This is a genomic window from Streptomyces sp. NPDC059037, assembly GCF_042740015.1.
In the GTDB taxonomy this organism is placed as follows: Bacteria; Actinomycetota; Actinomycetes; order Streptomycetales; family Streptomycetaceae; genus Streptomyces.
Genome location: NZ_JBHYIG010000007.1, coordinates 51,140 through 70,883, shown reverse-complemented (window position 1 = coordinate 70,883; position 19,744 = coordinate 51,140). Strand labels below are relative to the sequence as shown.

Sequence of the window (19,744 nt, the reverse complement as noted above, 5' to 3'; positions counted from 1 at the left end):
CTCACCGCATCGTCGCCGCGATCCCGGCCACGACCGCGGTGAGCCCTTTCTCGAACCCCGCGTCGAAGTCGCGGAACATCTCCTGCCCGGCGGCCGCCGCCAGCGGATAGGCGGCGAGGCGCTCGGCGCGGGCCTCCAGGTCGTAGCCGCCCTCCTCCTTCGCGGGGTCCGGGCCCATGGCCTGCTCCTCGATGACGTATCCGATGGTGTAGCTGTACGCCGTGGCCCAGGCGCGGGCCGCCCCGCCCGGCGTGAACCCGCCGCCGGTGAGCGTGCGCAGATGGGCCTCCATGGGCTCGGCGTACGACGTGTCGGTGAAGTGCGTACCGCTGTAGACCTTCGCGCCGTCCCGGTACATCAGCAGATGCCGCCGCAGGCCCCGCATCGAGGCGGCGACGGCGGTCCGCCAGTCGGCGTCCGGCGCGGCGTCCGCATCCGCCGCGAGGTCCTCGGTCATGCGGCGCAGCATCTCCGTCGCCATCTCGTCGAGCAGCGCCTGCTTGTCCTTGAAGTGCCAGTAGAGCGCGGGCGCCTTGACGTCGAGCTCCTTGGCGATGGCGCGCAGGCTGAGCCCGTCGAGCCCCGTCTCGTTCAGGAGCTTCAGCGCGGTGCGCGCCACCCGGGTCCGGTCCAGCGGTGTCGTAGCCACCTTGACAATTTAACACCGTTAAGCGCAGGCTCGGGGCATGGCACTTAACAGCGTTAAGGAAAGTCCTCTGACGATGGACGTACTCATCGTGGGCGCAGGCCCCACCGGTCTGACCCTCGCCTGCGATCTCGCCCGGCGCGGCGTGCGGGCCCTGGTCGCCGAGCGGGCCGACGCCCTCTTCCCCGGCTCGCGCGGCAAGGGCATCCAGCCGCGCACCCAGGAGGTCTTCGACGACCTCGGGATCATCGACGCGGCCCTCGCGGCGGGCGGCCCGGCCCCGGTCGGCATGATCTGGCAGGACGGCGAGCGGCAGGGCGAGCACCGGATGTTCGACGAGACGCAGGCGACGCCGGACGCCCCGTACGCAAGCCCCTTGCTGCTCCCCCAGTGGCGCACCCAGCAGATCCTGTCCGCCCGGCTTCGCGAACTCGGCGGCCCCGACGTGGAGTTCGGCGCCGAGCTGAGCAGCCTGACGCAGGACGAGGAAGGCGTCACCGCCCGCCTCGCGGACGGTCGGACCGTCCGCGCCGCCTACGCCGTGGCGGCCGACGGCGGCCGCTCCACCGTGCGGGCGGCGCTGGGGATCGGCATGACGGGCGAGACCGTCGACCCGCATCCGATCCTCGTCGCCGACGTCCGCATCCCCGCCCTGGACCGCGACAACTGGCACATGTTCGCGCCCACGGCCGATGGCGCGGGGTTCCTGGCGATCTGCCCGCTGCCGGGCACCCCGGACTTCCAGCTGACGGCCCAGTTCACGGACGGGACGGCTCCCGACACCTCGCCCGACGGTGTACGCGCGGTCGTCGCGGCCCGCACCCATCTCGCCGCCGATGACGTCACCGAGGTGCGGTGGGCGTCCGACTTCCGGCCGCGCGCGGCGATGGCGGACCGCTTCCGGGACGGGCGGGTGTTCCTGGCCGGGGACGCGGCGCACGTGCACTCCCCCGCGGGCGGGCAGGGCCTGAACACCAGCGTCCAGGACGCCTACAACCTGGGGTGGAAGCTGGGTGCGGTCCTGCGGGGCGGCGCACCGGAGGCCCTCCTGGACACCTACGAGGAGGAGCGCCTCCCCAACGCCGCCCAGATGTTGGGCCTGTCCACCCGCATCCACCGGGGCGAGGCACGGCGCGGGGCGGCCACCCGGCAGCTGGGCCTCGGCTACCGGGACAGCTCACTCACGGCAGAGACCCGCACCGGCCTTGCGGAGGGGGCGCTGCGGGCGGGCGACCGGGCGCCGGACGGGCCGTACGCCGGGGGGAGGCTGTTCGACGCGTTCCGAGGGCCGCACTTCACGCTGCTTGCCGTCGACGCCGACGATGCCGAACTGCCGCCCCTGGAAAGGGACTTGATCCACGTACATCGCACGCCGGAGTACGCGCCGTACGGGAAGGGCCTGTTCCTCGTCCGCCCCGACGGGTACGTGGCGTGGGCGGGCGAGGACGCGACAGGCCTGACCGACCATCTCAAGGTCACCCTCGGCATCAGTTGACCTCAACCAAGCTTCAGGTTCTACGTTTTGATCCATGACGAACTCCACGGACACCTTCACGTACTCCCACAGCGACGAAGAACTCATCAACCAGCCCATCGGCTACTGGGCATCGGCGGCGGGCGAGGCCGTCGTCCACCACATCCGCACCATGCTGGCCGAGGCCGGGCTCACCCAGCCCCAGTGGTGGATCCTGAACCAGATCAACACCCCTGACGGCCGCGACAAGGCGGAGGTGGTGGCCACCCTGCGCGGCTACCTGAGCGTGGGCGACAACTCCCTGCACCACAACATCAGCGCCCTGCACGACCGCGCCCTGCTCACCGAGGACACCGACGGCCGGCTCCGCATCACCGACGAAGGCCGCAGGCTCCGGGACGGCACCGCCGCGCGACAGGAGAAGACGCGCGCGGAGATCCACGAAGGCATCACGGACGAGGAGTACATCCGCACCCTCAAGGTCCTCCAGCGCATGATCCACAACGTGGGAGGCGAGGCCTGGCACCACTGAGCAGACGCTCACACACTGGCGAGCGACAGCTTCACCGCGAACCCGAGGAACAGCGCACCCGCCGCCGAAGTGGCCCCCGCCGAGAGCCGCTTGCGGCGGCGGAAGGCGGCCGACAGCTTGGTGCCGCTGAAGATCAGAGCCGTCAGGTAGAGAACGCTCGCCACCTGGGCGAGGGCCCCGAGCACGAGGAACGAGAGCGCGGGATAGGCGTACCCGGGGTCCACGAACTGCACGAAGAAGGCGATGAAGAAGAGGATGGCCTTCGGGTTCAGGAGGCTGATCACCAGGGCCCGGCGGAACGGCCGCTCCATCGAGCCGGCCGCCCCGTCCGCCTGCTCCACGGCCTGCTCGCGCCGCGCCCGCCACATACCGATCGCGGCCCGCAGCATCCCGACCGCGAGCCAGGTCAGATACCCGGCACCGGCGTACTTCACGATCCCGAAGAGCACCGCGTTGGCCTGCAGCAGGGACGCCACTCCGGCCGCCGACAGCGTCATCAGGACGGTGTCACCGCACCAGACGCCGGCGGCCGCGGTATATCCGGTGCGTATGCCGCGCCGGGCGGCGACGGAGAGCACATACAGCGAGTTCGGCCCCGGCAGCAGAATGATGAGGACGAGGCCCGCGAGATAGGTCGGCAGATCGGTGACACCCAGCATGGGCGGAGTGTCGCACGGCAGTACGACATCGGGGCGGGGCGTCCGGTCAGCGGACGGTCAGTCGTCCCCGTCGAGGAGACGGTCCGCGGAGAGTTCCAGGCCGACGCCGACAATGGGCGGCATCAGGACGGTGGTTCCACGCTTGTACGGCGTCACCGCGCCGTAGTGGCCGCCCTCGGGGTCGGTGTGCACCAGGATCTGATCGTGCTCACGGTCCACGATGACGTACACGGGGACTCCCGCCTCGGCATAGGTCTTGAGCTTGATCACGGTGTCGTTGGACCAGTTCGAGGAGGTCACTTCCAGCACCAGACGGAAGACGTGCGGCGCGTAGCAGTTCTTCTCGACCAGCGCATCCTTGTAGTCGTATGTGACCACGGACACATCCGGGATGGCGTAGTCGTCCCGACCTGTGGGCAGCCACAAGCCGATCCCCGGAACCGCCCTCAGCCCAGCCTCTCGGGCACCTGCCTCCTTGAACTCAAAGGCAACGTCGTAACACGTCTCTTGATGCGGGCCATCCGGCGGCGGTGTCACAACAATGCTCCCGTTGAGGATCTCCACCCGGTGTCCGGGCAGCTCTTCCCAGAGGCGGTCGGCAGCATCAGCGAGCGATGACTCATGCATGGTCACAGCCATAGCAGCCTCCTTTCGGGAGCACTCTTCACGAGAGTAACCGCCCCTGCTGACATTCCGCTCGGCATCACCCATTCGAGAAACCCACCTGATCAGAAAGCGTCTGTCGGCACATACGCCCCCCACACCTCCCGCAGCGCATTGCACACCTCACCCACCGTCGCCCGCGCCCGCAGCGCGTCCTTCATCGGGTAGAGGACGTTGGCGTCGCCCTTCGCCGCGTCCTGGAGCGCGGCGAGCGCCGCCGCCACCGCCCCCGAATCACGGCTCGCGCGCAGCTTCGCCAGGCGCGCCGCCTGCTGCGCCTCGATGGCCGGGTCCACGCGCAGCGGCTCGTACGGCTCCTCCGCGTCCAGTTGGAAGCGGTTGACGCCGACCACCACGCGTTCGCCGGAGTCGGTCTCCTGGGCGATGCGGTAGGCGCTGCGCTCGATCTCGTTCTTCTGGAAGCCGTGCTCGATCGCGGCGACCGCGCCGCCCAGGTCCTCGACCCGTTCCATCAGCGCGAGTGCCGCCGCCTCCACGTCGTCCGTCAGCTTCTCGACGACGTACGAACCGGCGAACGGGTCGACCGTGGCGGTCACGTCCGTCTCGTACGCCAGGACCTGCTGCGTACGCAGGGCGAGGCGGGCCGACTTGTCGGTGGGGAGCGCGATCGCCTCGTCGAAGGAGTTGGTGTGCAGGGACTGGGTACCGCCGAGCACCGCGCCAAGGCCCTGGACCGCGACCCGGACCAGGTTCACCTCGGGCTGCTGGGCGGTGAGCTGGACGCCGGCGGTCTGCGTGTGGAAGCGCAGCATCAGGGATTTCGGGTTCTTCGCGCCGAACTCCTCGCGCATGACATGGGCCCAAATGCGCCTGGCCGCACGGAACTTGGCGACCTCCTCCAGGAGTGTCGTACGCGCCACGAAGAAGAAGGAGAGGCGCGGCGCGAAGTCGTCCACGTCCATGCCGGCCGCCACCGCAGTGCGTACGTACTCGATGCCGTCGGCGAGGGTGAACGCGATCTCCTGCGCGGGCGTCGCGCCCGCCTCCGCCATGTGATAGCCGGAGATCGAGATGGTGTTCCACTTCGGGATCTCGGCGCGGCAGTACTTGAAGATGTCCGCGATCAGGCGCAGGGACGGCTTGGGCGGGAAGATGTAGGTCCCGCGGGCGATGTACTCCTTCAGGACGTCGTTCTGGACCGTGCCCGTCAGACGGTCGGCGGCCACCCCCTGCTCCTCGGCCACCAGCTGGTACATCAGGAGCAGCAGGGCCGCGGGGGCGTTGATCGTCATCGACGTCGAGACCTTGTCCAGCGGGATGCCGTCGAACAGGACCCGCATGTCCTCGACCGAGTCGATCGCCACGCCCACCTTGCCGACCTCGCCGTGCGCGAGGGGCGCGTCGCTGTCGTGGCCCATCTGGGTGGGCAGGTCGAAGGCGACGGAGAGGCCCGTCGTGCCGTTCGCGATCAGCTGCTGGTAGCGGGCGTTCGACTCCACGGCCGTGCCGAAGCCCGCGTACTGGCGCATCGTCCAGGGGCGGCCCGTGTACATGGAGGGGTACACGCCGCGCGTGTAGGGGTAGGCGCCCGGTGTGCCCAGCTTCTGGGCGGGGTCCCAGCCGTCGAGGGCCTCCGGGCCGTACACGGGCTCGATGGGCAGTCCTGACTCGGACTCGCGGGAACCGGACTCGCGGGGCTCGTGGGACATCTCTCGGCGCCTCCTACTAGTGGGCTGCCTCCAGCATGCGGCAACGTTCAGGGGTGGTCACTCGCGGGAAACACTCTTGGCGGGTTCGTCGATCGGCAACGGGGGTCGTTGTGGGCAAGGGCGCGAAAGCCGTGGGGGCCGTGGTCATGGCCGCCCTGGTCAGCGGATGTACGGCACAGGCCGTCGATACGGACGGGAAGGCGCAGCCTCCCGTGCGTATCTCCACGACGAAGCCCGGGGACGGGGACGGCAACAGCGACAGCGACGGGAAGGGCGCCGGCAAGGGTTCCGACAAGGGCGGCGAGAAGCCGGCCGCGGCGCCGAAGCCGCCACCCAAGACCCTGCTCGACCGGGGCGCGAGCGGCCCCCAGGTGCGGGAGCTGCAGGCCAGGCTGCGGCAGATCGCCTGGCTCTACGAGAACCCTTCGGGGACGTACGGCGCGTCCACCGCCGCCGCCGTCAAGGGCTTCCAGGGCAAGCGCGGGCTGCCCCGCACGGGGACGACGGACACCGTGACCTGGCAGAAGCTGCTCGGCATGACGCACAAGCCGACCAAGTTCGAGCTCTACTCGGGGGGCGGCATCCCGCCGTCGAAGCCCGATCCGCGCTGTCTGAACGGCCGCGTCCTGTGCATCAGCAAGGCCAGCCGCACGCTGACCTGGATGATCGACGGCAAGGCCGTGTCGACGATGGACGTGCGGTTCGGCTCGCAGTACACGCCGACCCGCGACGGCACGTTCGAGGTGTACTGGAAGTCCCGGCATCACGTCTCGACGCTGTACGACACCTCCATGCCGTACGCGATGTTCTTCAGCGGCGGCCAGGCCGTGCACTTTTCGTCGGACTTCGCGGCGACCGGCTACAACGGCGCCTCGCACGGCTGTGTGAACGTACGCGACGAGAAGAAGATCGCGAACCTGTTCGCGCAGGTCAGGAACGGCGACAAGGTCGTCGTCTACAAGTGAGCCCGCTACGGGCGAAGGATTAGGCAGCGTGGGCGGGATCGGGGGAACGTCTCCCGCCCACGCTGGTGGCACGGAGCCAAAGGTACGGGGGGAACCCCCGGCTCGTGCGCGGGCCGATGACCAGTCGGCTCACTTGTTACTGCGTCACTGCTTCAAAAAACGTCACACCTTGAACGGATCAGCGGTGCGACCAGGGGGAAAGCAAGGCGAGAAGCAAGGCGAGAAGCAAGGCGAAAAGCCCGCTGGTCAGGATCCTGTGGAGGCCGAGGAGGAGGCCGAGGGCAGCACCGGCTTGGCGCTGTAGGACGCCGTGGGGGTGGGCTTGCGCGAGCTGGTCGGCGCGACGATCGGCGGGACCGGGTTGGCGCCGCCGTTGCCCTCGGGGTCGTTGCCGGACGATCCGTCGCCGTCCTTGTCGCCGTCGCCGCCGTTGTCACCGTCGTCGTCACCGCCGCTGCCGCCGCTGCCGCCGCTGCCCTCGCGGTCGCCGCCGTCGCCGAGCACGCGGTTGCAGGCCTCGGTGATCCCCTCGGAGCCGCCGAGGAGTTTCTCCAGGCGGCGCTTCTTCTCGCCCCGGAGTTCGCCGTTGCGGTGGTCCTGGCAGGCGGCGAGCACTTTCCTGCGCCAGTCGGCGGCCTCGTCATCGCGCTGCGGATCGCCGGTGCCGGGCTGCTGGGAGCCGCCGCCCCGGGACGCGCCCGCGGAGGCCTCGGGCGAGCGCGGCGGCGCACTGCTGCCGGGCTCGCGCGAGCTGCCGTCCGGTGTCGTGTGTACGTCGTCGGGCTCGACGTCCGGTGCGGTGCTCGCCCCGCCGGTCGCCGATTCCAGCGGCTGCGGCGGCGCGACGGGCGACGCGGAGGCCGCGGGGCCCTTCTCCTCCCGGCCGCCGAACGGCGAGGGCAGCACGCCCGTGCCGGCCGCGACGGCGACACCGCCGATCATGCAGCCCGCGAGGACGGCGGCGAGCCCGAAGCGCATGGGGCGACCCCAGCGGGTCGGGCGCCGGGGCCCGGCAGAGCCGACGATTTGTACGGTTTGACCCGCTCCGACGCGCGTAGAAGAGGCCCCTGCGGAAAGGCCACGGGCCTCCCGGAAAGCCGCGAGGGCGGCGGCTTCACCAGGCAGTTCGGCGGAGAGATCACCGGGCGGACCCGCGAGCACACGCTCGTCGGCGGTCAGCGAGTCCAAGGTCTTGGCGAGCCGCTCGGCCCGCTCCCGCGTGTGATGGTCGGCGCCGTCGAAGGACTCACCGCTCAGCAAACGCTCCGCCGCGTCGCGGTTCAGCCACCTGTAATCCTCGTCGGCCATCACATGTCCTTCTGCGCCCGCGAACGCGATTGCGTCACACCGGCGGATGTCACCGCACGCCCACGCGGCTCTCTCTGCGGAGGCACGGCGTCCAGCGCGTCCGGGTTCAACGGACCGTCCGCGCCGAGCAGCTCCGCGAGCCGCTTCAGGCCGCGGTGCGCGGCCGTGCGGACCGCTCCGGGGCGCTTGCCGAGGGTCTGGGCCGCGCTCTTGGCGTCGAGCCCGACGACCACGCGCAGGACGACCGCCTCGGCCTGGTCCTGCGGCAGCTTGGCTATCAGCGCGAGCGCGTCGCCGGTGGCCAGGGACTCCATCGCCTCGCCCGCGGTGTCCGCGTCGGCCGGCTTCCCGGTCAGCTCGGTCTCGTCGCCGCCGATCGCGGGGCGGCGGCCCCGCATGCGTATGTGATCGAGCGCGCGGTTGCGCGCTATGCGTGCGGCCCAGCCGCGGAACCGGTCCGCGTCACCGCTGAACCGGTCGAGGTCACGGGCTATCTGCAGCCAGGCCTCGGACGCGACATCCTCCGCGTCCGGGTCTCCGACCAGCGTCCGTACGTAGCCGAGCAGCCGCGGGTGCACAGCGCGGTACACAGTCCGGAACGCGGTCTCGTCCCCGTCCTGTGCCGCAAGCACCGCGGCGGTCAGTTCCGCGTCGTCCCCCAGCACAACTTCTCCCTATGCGCCTACACCGGTTGCGGTCCTGCCCCCGCAGCCTGGCGCGAAGCAGCACGCTACGGGCTGAAGTGGGCTCACGTCCATGTTTGGTACAACGTGCAACTAGCGCGTGACAGAACGCGGTGTGACAGAAAACGCACGCGCGGCGCTGAAGGGAGTACGGGCCGCGTGCGGTCCGTGTCGCGTGACGGCCGGGGTCTCTCCTGTGGGGGGTGGCGACCCCGGCCGCTCACCTTGGCAGAGGCCTTGGCGGGTGAATTGGTTGCCCCGCGGCCTTGGATTGCGGCTTTCGCCGCCGGGTTTTTTGTTCGTCTGCGGGTTTTGTTGTGGCTTGGCGCGCAGTTCCCCGCGCCCCTTCGGGGCGCTAGTGCTTGCCGTGGGGCTTCGGCGGTAAGTCGGTCGGGCGGCCGTGGGATCCCCGGGGGCGCTCGGAGCGCTTGCCCTTCTTCTTGCCCTTGTCGTCGGCCTTTGCCTTGCCGCTCGGCCTGTCGCTCGGCTCGGCCCTCGGCGTGGGGGCCTTCGACGGGGCAGAGGGCCGTGGCGACGGGGCTGCCGGGGAGGGGCGCGTCGGGTCGGAGGTTTTCTTCGGCGGGGCGGGGGCTTCCTGGTCGAGCGTGCCGATGGAGGCGATGGCGACCCCGCCGAGCAACAGGCTGGCGAGGGCCGCGCCCGCCGCCGCACGCAGTGCGCCCAGACCGCGGCGGCGCAACCGCGGGCGCCAGTCGTCGCGGCGGCGGGTGCGCGTCCGGTGGGCGCCCGCGTCCCGCGCGCTGCGGAACGCGGTGACCGCGCGGCCCTGCGCATCCGGGTCGACGTCGCCGGCCCGTACGGCGTCGCCGAGCAGCGCGTCCAGTGCGCGCTCACCCCCGGAGGGATTCTCGTTCACGTCCATCCTGACTCCCGGGTCATCTCGACTCCCCCAGCGGACCGGGCCCGTCATCCGTCACACCCCGCGCGTCGCCGAGCTGCTCGGCAAGCCGCTTCAGGCCGCGGTACGCCGCGGTACGGACCGCGCCGGGGCGTTTGCCGAGGACCCGGGCCGCCGAGGGGGCGTCCAGGCCGACGACGACCCGCAGCAGCACCGCCTCCGCCTGGTCGCGCGGCAGCCCGGCGATCAGCGCGAGCGCCTGCTCCGTGGAGATCGCCTCCAGGGCCTGGCCCGAAGTGCTGTGCGGTCCGGGCAGTTCGAGCATGTCCTGCTCCAGGGCGGACGGCCGGGGCCTGGCCTTCTGCCGGCGCAGATGGTCCAGCGCCCGGTGCCGCGCGATGGTCGCCGTCCAGCCGCGGAAGCCCGCACCGTCCCCGCGGAACCGCCCCAGATCGCGGGCGATCTCCAGCCAGGCCTCGGCCGCCACGTCCTCCGCCGTCTCGCCGTCGTGGCCGACCAGGCCGCGCAGATAGCCGAGGATCCCCGGCTGCACCAGGCGGTACGCGACCGCGAAGGCCACCTCGTCGCCCTCCTGCGCCCGCGCGACAGCCACGCCAAGCTCCTCGTCGTGCGCCTGTGCGCGACGGGGTTCTCCTCCTCGGCCCACGCTTTCCCATTCGTACTGGTGCGACACGGCTCACCGTGTCCGTGCCCCCACGCTGAGCAGCGCCGGTGCGCACAGAAATGTCACAGGTCCAGACGGTTCCGTCGGTTCAGGTCGGACGGTTCAGGCCGTTCACACGGCGAACGGCGAGCCACCGCCCAGGCCGACGTCCGTCATGTCGAGGACCAGGGACGGGTCGGGGGACGCCGCGACGACCGGCTTGTCGTAGTCGGACATCTCCATCTCCATGTGCTCGGTGCCCCGCGTCTGCGTCATGCCGACGATGTACGGCTTGTCGCCCGCCGCCACGTAGACGGTCATGTCGTGGCCGCCGTCCTTCTCGACGAGCGGGGTCACTCGTTGGCCGTGCCACTGCTTGTCCGGCAGCGCACGCGCGCCCTCGGCCGGGGCGTCGCCCAGATCACCGAGCGCCGTGCCCAGGTCGCACATCCGCGTGGGCGAGACGCCCTTCGGCCCCCCGGGCTGATTGGGGATCTTCAGGTACTTGCCGCGCGCGAGCGCCGTCCGCTCCCTGGACTTGGCCGCGGCCTCCGGGCCGAGCGTCACGCCGTGGGCACGGACCGCGTCGAGCGCCTCGTCCGAGAACCGGAAGTAGGCCTCATCGGCGCTGACCATGACGATGTCGCCCTTCTTCATGGGCCCGTCGTCGAAGGTTCCGGTGCACTTGTTGTGACGGTCCATGTGTACGGAGATCTTCTGGTGCTTCCCGGGGGCGGTCATCTCGACCGCGATGCGAAGGGATTCGGCGTCCTTGAGCAGCCGCATGGCCTCCTCGGAGAGCCGCTCGCCGCGCACCTCGTCGGCGGGCTTCGGCGGCTCCGGCGGGGTCCGCTCGACCATGCCTTCGTAGATCTTCCCCTCCGAGCCGCAGGACGTGAGCGCCCCGAGCACGAGACAGCAGGCGGCCGCCCGCACCCACCTTCTTCGTCTCTTCTCCACCCCAAGAACCACAGTCCCCACCCACACTCCTCGTTCACAGCTGTCACGTGACCCAGCGCAATGCTCAGGCCATATGTCACACGTCAGAAGTGCGGGATACATCACGTCGTTTCGAGCCCTGATGCGTACAACCCTTTGCCCTGCCGGCCGGTCGTACGCACTCGCTTTGGTCAACCGGCGATGCAGTCGGCAATTCCGCTAAGGGGTGGGGCATTTGAGCCCGCGCAAACCGCGCGAATCAGCGCGTACCACGCATGCGTACAGACCTTTGAGTCTCAAGCGCAGGGCGTGGCTGACGATCGGAGCCGTCGTGCTGGGGGGCGCGGGGGCGATCACGTACGCGATGGCGGATCCCGCGACGGATCCGGCGGACGACGGCTCGCGGGGCAAGCGTCCGGTGAGCGTGCACGACATCGCGCTCAAGGCCGACGGCGCGAAGGAGAGGGGGCTGCCGCGCACGTCGACCAAGCAGTTCTCGCTGCTCGGCGTCTCGTGGACCGGCGTGACGAAGGAGCTCGACGGCACGGCGCAAGTGCGTACGCGCTCCGTCGAGGGCGGCAAGTGGACCGGCTGGCAGAACCTGGACCTGGAGCTGCATCTGCCCGAGAAGGTCGAGGCGGGCATGCGTGCGGCCTCCGAGCCGCTCTGGGTCGGCCCCTCCGACGGCGTGGAGGTCCGGGTGGTCGCGGCGGACGGCGCCTCAAGTACCCCGCTGCCGACGGGACTTGAGGTCAACCTCGTCGACCCGGGTGTGACGTCCAAGGAGGCGGACAACCCGGCGCTCGACGGTTCGCCGATGGCACCCGCGGCATTCGCTGCGCCCATGGAGGTCGCGGCCGACGAGACGCCGACGCCGGCGCCGACCGAGCCCGCGTCGCCCGAGCCGTCCGAGGCGCCCACCTCGCAGCCCCCGACGGAGGAGCCCACTTCACAGGCGCCGTCCCCGACGGCATCGGAGCCGGGCACCTCCCCCTCCCCCACCGCCTCGGAGCCCGATCCCGAGCCGACGAAACCGCCCGCCCCACCGTCCACGGTCACCAAGCCGCCGATGACCGGCCGGGCGGCCTGGGGCGCGGACGAGTCCCTGGTCGAGGACCCGCCGGAGTACATCGAGAAGGTCAAGGCGGTCTTCGTCCACCACACGGTCGGTACGAACGACTACAGCTGCGCCCAGTCCCCGGCCCTGGTCCGCGGCATCATGACGTACCACGTGAAGACCGAGGGCTGGAACGACCTCGGCTACAACTTCCTCGTGGACAAGTGCGGCCAGGTCTTCGAGGGCCGCGGCGGCGGCACCGATCTGCCGGTGCGCGGCGCGCACACGTACGGCTTCAACGGCGAGTCGGCGGGCATAGCGGTCCTCGGCGACTTCCACGGCAACGAGAACCCGGCACCCGGCGAGACGTACAAGAAGGCGGGCAAGCCGACCCGTGCCGCCCTGGAGTCGGTCGCGCGCGTCGCGGCCTGGAAGCTCGGGCAGTACGGCGGCGACCCGGCCGGCAAGGCCACGCTGACCGCGGCCGACGACACGGGCGTCTGGGACAAGGACGAGCAGGCGACGCTCAACACGATCTCCGGCCACCAGGACGGCTTCGCCACCGAGTGCCCCGGCAAGAACCTGTACCCGAAGCTGGGCGAGATCGTCCGGTACGCCACGAGCGCGGGCCGCAACTCCGCGATCCCGACCGCCGACTTCAACCGCGACGGCATCACGGACCTGGTCGCGGGCACGCCCAAGGCATCGGGCGGCGTCGGCAGCCTCACCGTCGTCCCCGGCGGCCTGGACGGCCCGGTAGGCGCATCGAAGAAGACCCTCACCCAGTCCAGCCCCGGCGTCCCCGGCGCCTCCGAGGCGGGCGACAACTGGGCGGCGGCCACGGCCTGGGGCGACATCAACGGCGACGGCTACGCGGACCTGGCGATCGGCGCCCCCGGCGAGGACGACGCGACCAACGCGGACCGCGGCGCGGTCACGATCCTCTACGGCCCGGCGTTCACGTCCGGCACGGACATGCAGCTCGCGGACGACTTCCACTACCCGGGCGCCAAGTTCGGCTCGGCGGTGGCCGTCGCGGACTTCAACGCGGACGGCAAGGCGGACGTCTTCTCGGCGTCCACCGGCACCGGCGGCACCTGGGCGGCACGCTTCGCGCCGGGCAGCGAGGTGGGCGGCACGCTGACGTCCGGCGACACGGCCATCGCGTACGCGGACGCCGCGTCCGGCGACTTCAACCGTGACGGCTACGCGGACGTGGCGCTGACCTACCGCGACCAGGCGGGCATCGGCAAGGTCCAGTGGTTCAAGGGCACCAGGTCGGGCCTGAGCAGGGTCGGTGCGCTCTCGGTCAAGGGCGGCCGCTCGCTCGCCGTGGCCGATGTGAACGGCAACGGCTACGACGACCTGGTCATCGGCCAGCCGTACACGGCCGAGTCGGGCGCCTTCGCGGGCGGCCAGGTGACGGTGGTTCCGGGCACGTCGACGGGCTTCACGACCACCGGCATGAAGACGATCCACCAGGACACGTCCGGCGTCCCGGGCGCCGCCGAGTCGGGCGACGCGATGGGCTGGTCGGTCTCGGCGGGCGACTACAACCTGGACGGTTACGCGGACGTCCTGACGGGCGCCCCGAACGAGGACATCACCCGTGACGGAGTATCGAGGAAGGACGCGGGCACGTCCCTGCTCCTGAAGGGCTCGTCGTCCGGCCTGACGGGCACGGGCGCGCAGGCCTTCTCCCAGGACACGACGGGCATCACGGGCTCCACGGAGACGGCGGACCGCCTGGGCTCGTCGGTCGCCCTGACGGACCTCTCCGGCTACGGCCGCGCGGACCTGGCGATCGGCGTGGACGGCGAGGACACGGGCGACGGCACGATCCTCCAGCTGGACAGCGGCGCGTCGGGCGTCTCGACGTCGGGTGGCGTCTATTACGGCCGTACGTTGCTGGGGACTCCGGCGGGGGCGCACCTGGGCCAGACGCTGACGCCGTAGTCCGTACGGGTCGGCTCTTGCACGCCGTGCTGCTCCCCTTCGACTAGGGGGAGCGGCACGGCGTTCGGCGTCCCGTCCCACCGCCGCAAGGCGGCACGGACCGCTGCCGCGCCGCGCACGGCAGTCTGAGCCCCTGCGGCGGACTCGGCCCTCCCCTGACGGCAGTCGGCGCAGAGCAGCTCGTCGGCGACGGGCCGGAAGAGACGGGGCTGGGCGTGCGCGCCCGAGCACTCCACCATCTGCGCGACGCGCGGCGCCGACGGCCGTACGTCGAGGGGCGGGGCCTCCCGCAGTACGTATCGGACGAGTCCGCCCGGGTGGTGAACTACCGTGCCGCAACCCGGCAGTTGACGTCTGATCTCCTCGCGCACGGCTTCCGCCGTGTGCCCCACCGCCAGCCACTGGGCGGCCAGCGCGGCCAGCTCCGGCAGTATCCCGCGGGGTACGCGGAGGCGCGGGTCGAGCCGGTGCAGGGCGTCGACGATACGGCGGGCCTCGGCGGCGAGCTCCGGAGCCGCCTTCGCCTCCGGGGACGGTTGGAGGGTGTCCCCTACGGGGGTTTGCTCTGGAAGACGGCCGACGCCCCGACCCATCGGCGCACCGGCGGCCGGTACGGCGACCGTCGGCGCGACCTGCGGCGATACCGCTCCCACACGGGCTGCCTCGTCCCGACCGAGCGGCACATTCGACACGAGCTGCCGGGTCCGCCACCGCCCGCGCTCGATCTGCTCGCGCCACTCATGAACGTAACCCTCGTCCTTCAACTGCCCCTTGGCACGCAGGAAGGCGACTTTGCCGATCCCGGCGCGCCGGGCGGTCTTCGAGAGTGATTCATCGGCGTCGACGGGGAGCGAGAGCTGCCAGGTCAGCAGCCGGACGGCGTCGGAGGAGAGCCGTGGATGACGGATGATTTCGTTCGGCACCTGAGAGAAGAATCGGGCAGGCGCGATAACATGACGCAGCATTTCGGGTGCTCCTTCGAAGCACTCGGGGTGAAGGCCCTCGTCACCGGTTCCCGCCAGAGACGAGGGCCGCCTCGTACGCCGTGACGCCATACGAGGAAGCGGTCGAGGTCACGCTACATGAACTCCCGCACACAGACGGTCACTTCACGCTCCTGCACCTCGGACAGGCACACGGCGGAAACCGCCCACCGGACTGCAGCGGGGCGGCATCCCGCGAGGGCCAGTAAGCGATACGAGGCCCCCAGGTCCGCCCACCGTCCCGAGACACCCGCAGGGTGATACCTGCCGAACGTTCAACCTCAGCCATCACTTCACCTCTCGCTCTGCGTGCTGTTCCGGTCACAGAGTGGGGCGGGCGCCCGTACGCTGGGTAGATAGCTCAGCGTGACAACGGAACCTGCACAATGGGGAGTTGGGCGTGGCGATCGAGGACAACCCGGAATCGCGGACGAAGTACGGCGAGGAGCTGAGGCAACGCCGTGAGGCGGCAGGGCTCACGCAGGAGGAGCTGAGCCAGCGTGCGGTCATGTCGCGCACGCACATCGCGCATATCGAGGCGGGGCGCCGCAGGCCAGATGTGGATGACGCGCGACGGCTGGACCAAGTCCTGGGTGCGGGTGGGTTCTTCGTGCGGTTTCTGCCGACGCTGGACGGGCGGAGGGTGGCGGAGCATTTCGCGGAGGCGCTGGAGTTCGAGGCGAAGGCAACGAAGATCCGGGAGTACGCACCCAAGCTCGTGCCCGGCATCCTCCAGACGGAGGCGTACGCCCATGAAGTCCTCAGCTCGGGACACCCGCCCAAGAGCACCGCGAAACGTGACGAGCTCCTCGTCACACGCTTGGAACGGGCCCGCATCCTCGACGACTTCGACTCGCCCGTCGTGTGGTCGATGCTCGACGAAGCCGTTCTGCGCCGCCGTGTCGGCGGCTCGGCTGTGATGTGCGAACAGCTCCGTCACATCCTGGCGTTGGGCGAGAGCCGCCGCATCCGTGTGCACGTACTTCCGTACGAGGCGGGCGCACACGCTTTGCTGGAGGGCTTCGTCTCGCTGATGTGGTTCGAGGACCTCCCGCCCATCGCGTACGTGGAAGGCCTGAAAACGGGCCGCGTATGGGAACTTCCGTCAATGGTGCGCGAGTGCCAGGAGGTCTACGATCACGCGCTGGGCGACGCGCTGTCGCACCGTAAGTCCCTGGACCTCATCAGGTCCGTCGCGGAGGATTACGAGCATGAAGCGCAGTGAGCACAGCATTCCGGATGCCTCCGTTCTGCCTTCCTGGCGCAAGTCGACGTACAGCGGCGGCAGCAGTGGCGAATGCCTGGAGGTCACCACCCCTGCCACCTACGCGAGTTGGCGCAAGTCGACGCACAGCGGCGGCGAAAGCAGCGCATGCCTCGAAGTTAACGACGCCGCCTACGAGGCACACGCCCACATCCCCGTCCGCGACAGCAAGAACCCCCACGGCCCGGCCGTGGTCTTTACTGTCCCGGCCTGGACGGCGTTCCTCGCCGGAGTGAAGTCCAGCTCTCCTCGTCCCGTCCACCGCCATCTCGCATAGCTCACCACCACCCCCTCCCCAGCGCGACAGCGAACCGCTCGGTGGCCTTCCTGTGCCGGGCGGCCACCCGAAACTCGGACCTCGCCTCGCCGTGGGTGAGCACGCGAAAGCAGCTACCGGCAACAGGCCATCCACGCAGCCCAGTTCGGGAGGACAGCCGGGCGGGGAAGGCCGTCAGCAGCTCTTCGTCGCCATCCAGCAGCGCCCGAACCCGCCGAGGGGATGACGACAAGGTTCCACCCCAGCAGCAAGAGCCGGGCCCGGATCCCCCGCCGGGCCACGCACCGCAACTGCGCCTCACAACCGTCCATCAATCTCCGCACCGCTCCGCGTCGCAGAGGATCTGCATATCGGCGACGAAGCAGGTGACCTCGCCGTCTGCGTCCCGCCCGATCCACACCGGGTACGAGCCGTCACCCATACCGCTGGAGAAGGTGACCATGTTGGCGCCGGTGGCCGCGACGGAGGCGTCGGCGAGCGCGCCGATCCCGGCATCCACGCCGAAGCCGTAGTACTGCCCGTCCCGCAGAAGCCGGACATCCTGCTCCCCCACCACAGCCAACTCCCAGGATGTGGTCGGCTGTTCCGATACGACGAGCCGGACCCCGACGACGCACATCGCCATCGACGTCGCCATCGACATCGCCTCAGCGATCTCGACGCGGTAGCTCCCCGGGCGGACGGACACCGTGTACGGCTTGTAGGCAGCGGCCGATCCGCTGCCCCAGGACGGATCACGGACGACGAGTTCTCCGGTCGGCAGTTCCAGCGGCCCGCGCTCCCGGACACGTACTACTACCTCACGCTCCGCTGCGGGCACGGGATCCCCGTATGAGACGTACTCCGACGGAAGCAGGAATCGGGCGCCCTCGGTGAACATCTCCTCCAGGTGCCTCGGCCGGGCGCCGCGAGGCGGCTGCCAGTTGGGCTGCGGGGCGGCGAGGGGAACTCGCTCATCCTCCGCCTCCCCAAGGACGCCGGGCCTGAAGGGACCACCACCGACCGACGAGAAATCCACTGCCTCGGAGAGCGCGGCCCAGTCACCGAACTCAGGGGCAGGGAACCAGCATTGCTCCGGCGGAAGCTCGACCCCCTCCTGCATGAGGGCGCCCTTGGCTCCCTTCGGCTGCTCGCGCGTCCAGCCACGGCCATCCGGCCGCAGATCCATGGTCACGCTGCCCGCGTCGTCCGCGAACTCCGCCATGTCGGGCGATTCGTAACGCCATTGCGCCGTGTGGTTGAGGAAGAGCCGGCCGGGCTCGATACGCCGGAGGTCGACCTCCCGCACGCGGCGCCCCTGCTCGTCGTACTCCCACGCGCCGAGATAGTGCTGGGCCCAGGCGACATGCAGCACGACTGGCTGCGCCGCCCCCGGCCCTCGCAGGATCACGGCGTACTGCGCTCCGGACGCATCCCGCGCAGCCGCGGCCTCCGGACTCAGCTGCCCGACGACGGCCCGCCGCACCGCATCCCAGCCCTCGCCGTACACGACGTCAATCGTCATGGCTCCCCCTCCGCCCCATCACCCTGAGCGTGCCAGAGGCCTCTGACATTTTCCCGGGCCCGCCTCACCCTCTTCAGCCCCGTTTCCGCCCGTGCAGCGTCAGATAGAAGGTCTGCAGCGACTCCTCGGGGCCGAGCTCGAAGCGGTTGACGACCCTCCCGAGCGGATTCCAGACCCTGTCGTCCGGCATCCGCACGCCCACGGACTGCCCGAACCAGGCGCGCCGGCTGTCGTCGAGATCCACCCACACGGCACCGGCGCGCCGCACGAGCACCTCACCCACGTACGCACCGAGCCCGAAGAGCGCCCCCTCGACACGGTTCCGCTCCGGGGCCCCCGCGCGGAGCCCTTCGACGACGGAGTCGACGACACGGAGGCTGGCCACGCTGTAGTCGAGCGGCAGCCGGCTGCGTGCGCTCGCCCGCGCGACGAACCGCGCGGCGTGACCTTGCATCGCTGCGGCCGCCGGTGCCGTCTTCTCCTCGGCCTTTTCCTCGGCCTCGCGCATGGTGCCCCACCTCTTGCCCGGAATCCGGGGAGCCGCCGTTCGCAACTCCCCGCACTCCCAAGCGGATGGGGCACCACAAGCGTCACTCAGGCCTCAGGAGTCAGGTCTCAGGCCTCAGGACTCAGGACTTGGTGAGGGTCACCGTCACCGTCTTCTCGGCCGAGACCGTCCCGCCGTAGTTCGGGTCCTGGGTGAAGGCCTGGGCCCGCACCTGGGCGTCGCCCCGGACGAACGACGTGCTGCCGGAGGGCGTCACGGTGGCCGTCCAGGCGACGGGCGCGCCCGGCTCGCACGCGACCGAGGTGGAGTACGGGCCGGTGGTGGTGACGTTCTTCGCGGTCTGCGTGACCTCGCCCGCGACGGAGACGTCGGTCGGCACGTTGCAGGTGACCGTGCCGTGGACGGTGGGCCTGCCGTCCGCGCCGGCGACCGTGCCCTTGGCGGCCACGTCTACGCCGAGCTGCAGCTCGGCGGGGGCGGCCGGGTTGGAGATGTGGACCTCGCCACGGAGCGCGGGCTCGCCGCCCGAGCAGTGCTGCTCGTACGTGGCGTCGAGCTTCTGGACGTAGCCGCGGGGGCCGAAGACGACGTCCTGGACGGTGAAGGAGCCGGTGAGGTCGGAGCAGCCCTTCCCGTTGCCGGAGAGCGAAAGGCCGGGCTCGGCCGGGCCATTGGAGCCGGCTCGCGTCGCGCCGGTGTACGAGCCGGGTGCGAGGGTGGTGCCGGACGGGGCCGCAAGGTCGAGCGTCCACCAGTCGCCGTTGGCGCCGTTGACGTCGACGCTGACGCCGCCGTTGTCCGTGGACGCGCTGACGCCGAGGGTGTCCTGCGCGGCCGTGGAGTACGCGAAGGACTGACCGCCGGTGACCCAGTCACCGGTGTCGCCGCTGAAGCTCAGCGAGCCCGACTCCACGGTCTGAGCCTCGGCCTCGGCGCCCTGGAACAGGCCCGCGGTGGCGAGGGCGACGGCCATGGCGAGGACGGTGCCGGAGCGGGCGACGGTGCGTCTGTACGTGCGTATCTGCAAGGGAAAGTCCCCCCAGGACTTGGGTGTTGAGCGAGGGATCCGCCGAACTCGGCGGGAGCGGCCCGGTTATACAACAGCGCGGGAAGCGGAGGCGAGCGGACGGATC

General features: G+C 70.6%; 19 protein-coding genes. 6 read left to right on the top strand and 13 right to left on the bottom strand.

The window, feature by feature from the left end; translation table 11 throughout:
* Position 1: 1 nt before the first annotated feature.
* Positions 2-649 (bottom strand): TetR/AcrR family transcriptional regulator C-terminal domain-containing protein, encoded by a 648-nt coding sequence (locus ACFWY6_RS03090; protein ID WP_384685785.1) that lies wholly within the window; start codon positions 647-649, stop codon positions 2-4.
* A gap of 37 nt (positions 650-686) precedes the next feature.
* On the opposite strand from ACFWY6_RS03090, the gene ACFWY6_RS03085 reads away from it, so the two are divergent.
* Positions 687-2,141: an FAD-dependent monooxygenase gene (locus ACFWY6_RS03085; protein WP_384685783.1), complete on the top strand. Its 1,455-nt coding sequence runs from the start codon at positions 687-689 to the stop codon at positions 2,139-2,141.
* 34 nt (positions 2,142-2,175) lie between these two features.
* Positions 2,176-2,652 carry a MarR family winged helix-turn-helix transcriptional regulator gene (locus tag ACFWY6_RS03080; RefSeq protein ID WP_384685781.1) on the top strand — a complete coding sequence of 159 codons (477 nt, stop codon included), beginning with the start codon at positions 2,176-2,178 and terminating at the stop codon, positions 2,650-2,652.
* 8 nt (positions 2,653-2,660) lie between these two features.
* Here the strand turns inward: ACFWY6_RS03080 and leuE are convergent, their stop codons facing one another.
* From leuE to ACFWY6_RS03065, 3 genes are all read right to left on the bottom strand, one after another.
* A complete protein-coding gene (gene leuE, locus ACFWY6_RS03075; protein ID WP_384685779.1) occupies positions 2,661-3,311 on the bottom strand; it encodes a leucine efflux protein LeuE in 651 nt (216 codons plus the stop codon).
* A gap of 57 nt (positions 3,312-3,368) precedes the next feature.
* The gene (locus tag ACFWY6_RS03070; RefSeq protein ID WP_384685811.1) at positions 3,369-3,938 is read right to left on the bottom strand and encodes a Uma2 family endonuclease; all 570 of its coding nucleotides are present in this window, start codon (positions 3,936-3,938) and stop codon (positions 3,369-3,371) included.
* 101 nt (positions 3,939-4,039) lie between these two features.
* Positions 4,040-5,644, bottom strand: coding sequence for a methylmalonyl-CoA mutase (locus ACFWY6_RS03065; RefSeq protein ID WP_384685777.1), 1,605 nt, complete (start codon positions 5,642-5,644; stop codon positions 4,040-4,042).
* A 146-nt stretch (positions 5,645-5,790) separates the two neighbouring features.
* On the opposite strand from ACFWY6_RS03065, the gene ACFWY6_RS03060 reads away from it, so the two are divergent.
* A complete protein-coding gene (locus tag ACFWY6_RS03060; RefSeq protein ID WP_384685809.1) occupies positions 5,791-6,609 on the top strand; it encodes a L,D-transpeptidase family protein in 819 nt (272 codons plus the stop codon).
* A 246-nt stretch (positions 6,610-6,855) separates the two neighbouring features.
* Here the strand turns inward: ACFWY6_RS03060 and ACFWY6_RS03055 are convergent, their stop codons facing one another.
* The 5 genes from ACFWY6_RS03055 to ACFWY6_RS03035 all read right to left on the bottom strand — a co-directional run bounded on the left by ACFWY6_RS03055 (position 6,856) and on the right by ACFWY6_RS03035 (position 11,104).
* A complete protein-coding gene (locus ACFWY6_RS03055) occupies positions 6,856-7,917 on the bottom strand; it encodes a hypothetical protein (protein ID WP_384685775.1) in 1,062 nt (353 codons plus the stop codon).
* Positions 7,917-8,582, bottom strand: a complete 666-nt coding sequence (locus ACFWY6_RS03050; RefSeq protein WP_360768952.1) for an RNA polymerase sigma factor — start codon at positions 8,580-8,582, stop codon at positions 7,917-7,919. The genes ACFWY6_RS03055 and ACFWY6_RS03050 overlap by 1 nt, the downstream gene beginning before the upstream one ends.
* Positions 8,583-8,955: 373 nt before the next feature.
* Positions 8,956-9,483, bottom strand: coding sequence for a hypothetical protein (locus tag ACFWY6_RS03045; protein ID WP_384685773.1), 528 nt, complete (start codon positions 9,481-9,483; stop codon positions 8,956-8,958).
* 13 nt (positions 9,484-9,496) lie between these two features.
* The gene (locus ACFWY6_RS03040) at positions 9,497-10,126 is read right to left on the bottom strand and encodes an RNA polymerase sigma factor (RefSeq protein ID WP_384685771.1); all 630 of its coding nucleotides are present in this window, start codon (positions 10,124-10,126) and stop codon (positions 9,497-9,499) included.
* 129 nt (positions 10,127-10,255) lie between these two features.
* The gene (locus ACFWY6_RS03035; protein ID WP_384685769.1) at positions 10,256-11,104 is read right to left on the bottom strand and encodes a hypothetical protein; all 849 of its coding nucleotides are present in this window, start codon (positions 11,102-11,104) and stop codon (positions 10,256-10,258) included.
* 247 nt (positions 11,105-11,351) lie between these two features.
* Here ACFWY6_RS03035 and ACFWY6_RS03030 point away from each other — a divergent pair, with 247 nt between their 5' ends.
* The gene (locus ACFWY6_RS03030; RefSeq protein WP_384685767.1) at positions 11,352-14,075 is read left to right on the top strand and encodes an FG-GAP-like repeat-containing protein; all 2,724 of its coding nucleotides are present in this window, start codon (positions 11,352-11,354) and stop codon (positions 14,073-14,075) included.
* Here ACFWY6_RS03030 and ACFWY6_RS03025 read toward each other — a convergent pair.
* Positions 14,012-15,040: a hypothetical protein gene (locus ACFWY6_RS03025; RefSeq protein ID WP_384685765.1), complete on the bottom strand. Its 1,029-nt coding sequence runs from the start codon at positions 15,038-15,040 to the stop codon at positions 14,012-14,014. The genes ACFWY6_RS03030 and ACFWY6_RS03025 overlap by 64 nt on opposite strands.
* Before the next feature lie 418 nt (positions 15,041-15,458).
* Between ACFWY6_RS03025 and ACFWY6_RS03020 the strand changes: the two genes are divergently transcribed.
* Both ACFWY6_RS03020 and ACFWY6_RS03015 read left to right on the top strand, forming a co-directional pair.
* Positions 15,459-16,283, top strand: coding sequence for a Scr1 family TA system antitoxin-like transcriptional regulator (locus ACFWY6_RS03020; protein WP_384685763.1), 825 nt, complete (start codon positions 15,459-15,461; stop codon positions 16,281-16,283).
* Positions 16,270-16,599, top strand: coding sequence for a DUF397 domain-containing protein (locus ACFWY6_RS03015; protein WP_384685762.1), 330 nt, complete (start codon positions 16,270-16,272; stop codon positions 16,597-16,599). Before ACFWY6_RS03020 ends, ACFWY6_RS03015 begins: the two co-directional genes overlap by 14 nt.
* A gap of 310 nt (positions 16,600-16,909) precedes the next feature.
* Here the strand turns inward: ACFWY6_RS03015 and ACFWY6_RS03010 are convergent, their stop codons facing one another.
* From ACFWY6_RS03010 to ACFWY6_RS03000, 3 genes are all read right to left on the bottom strand, one after another.
* Complete coding sequence (locus ACFWY6_RS03010) at positions 16,910-18,103, bottom strand: DUF4241 domain-containing protein (RefSeq protein WP_384685760.1); 1,194 nt, start codon at positions 18,101-18,103, stop codon at positions 16,910-16,912.
* A gap of 73 nt (positions 18,104-18,176) precedes the next feature.
* Positions 18,177-18,611, bottom strand: a complete 435-nt coding sequence (locus ACFWY6_RS03005; protein WP_384685758.1) for a hypothetical protein — start codon at positions 18,609-18,611, stop codon at positions 18,177-18,179.
* A gap of 121 nt (positions 18,612-18,732) precedes the next feature.
* Positions 18,733-19,638 carry a hypothetical protein gene (locus ACFWY6_RS03000; RefSeq protein WP_384685756.1) on the bottom strand — a complete coding sequence of 302 codons (906 nt, stop codon included), beginning with the start codon at positions 19,636-19,638 and terminating at the stop codon, positions 18,733-18,735.
* Positions 19,639-19,744: the final 106 nt, after the last annotated feature.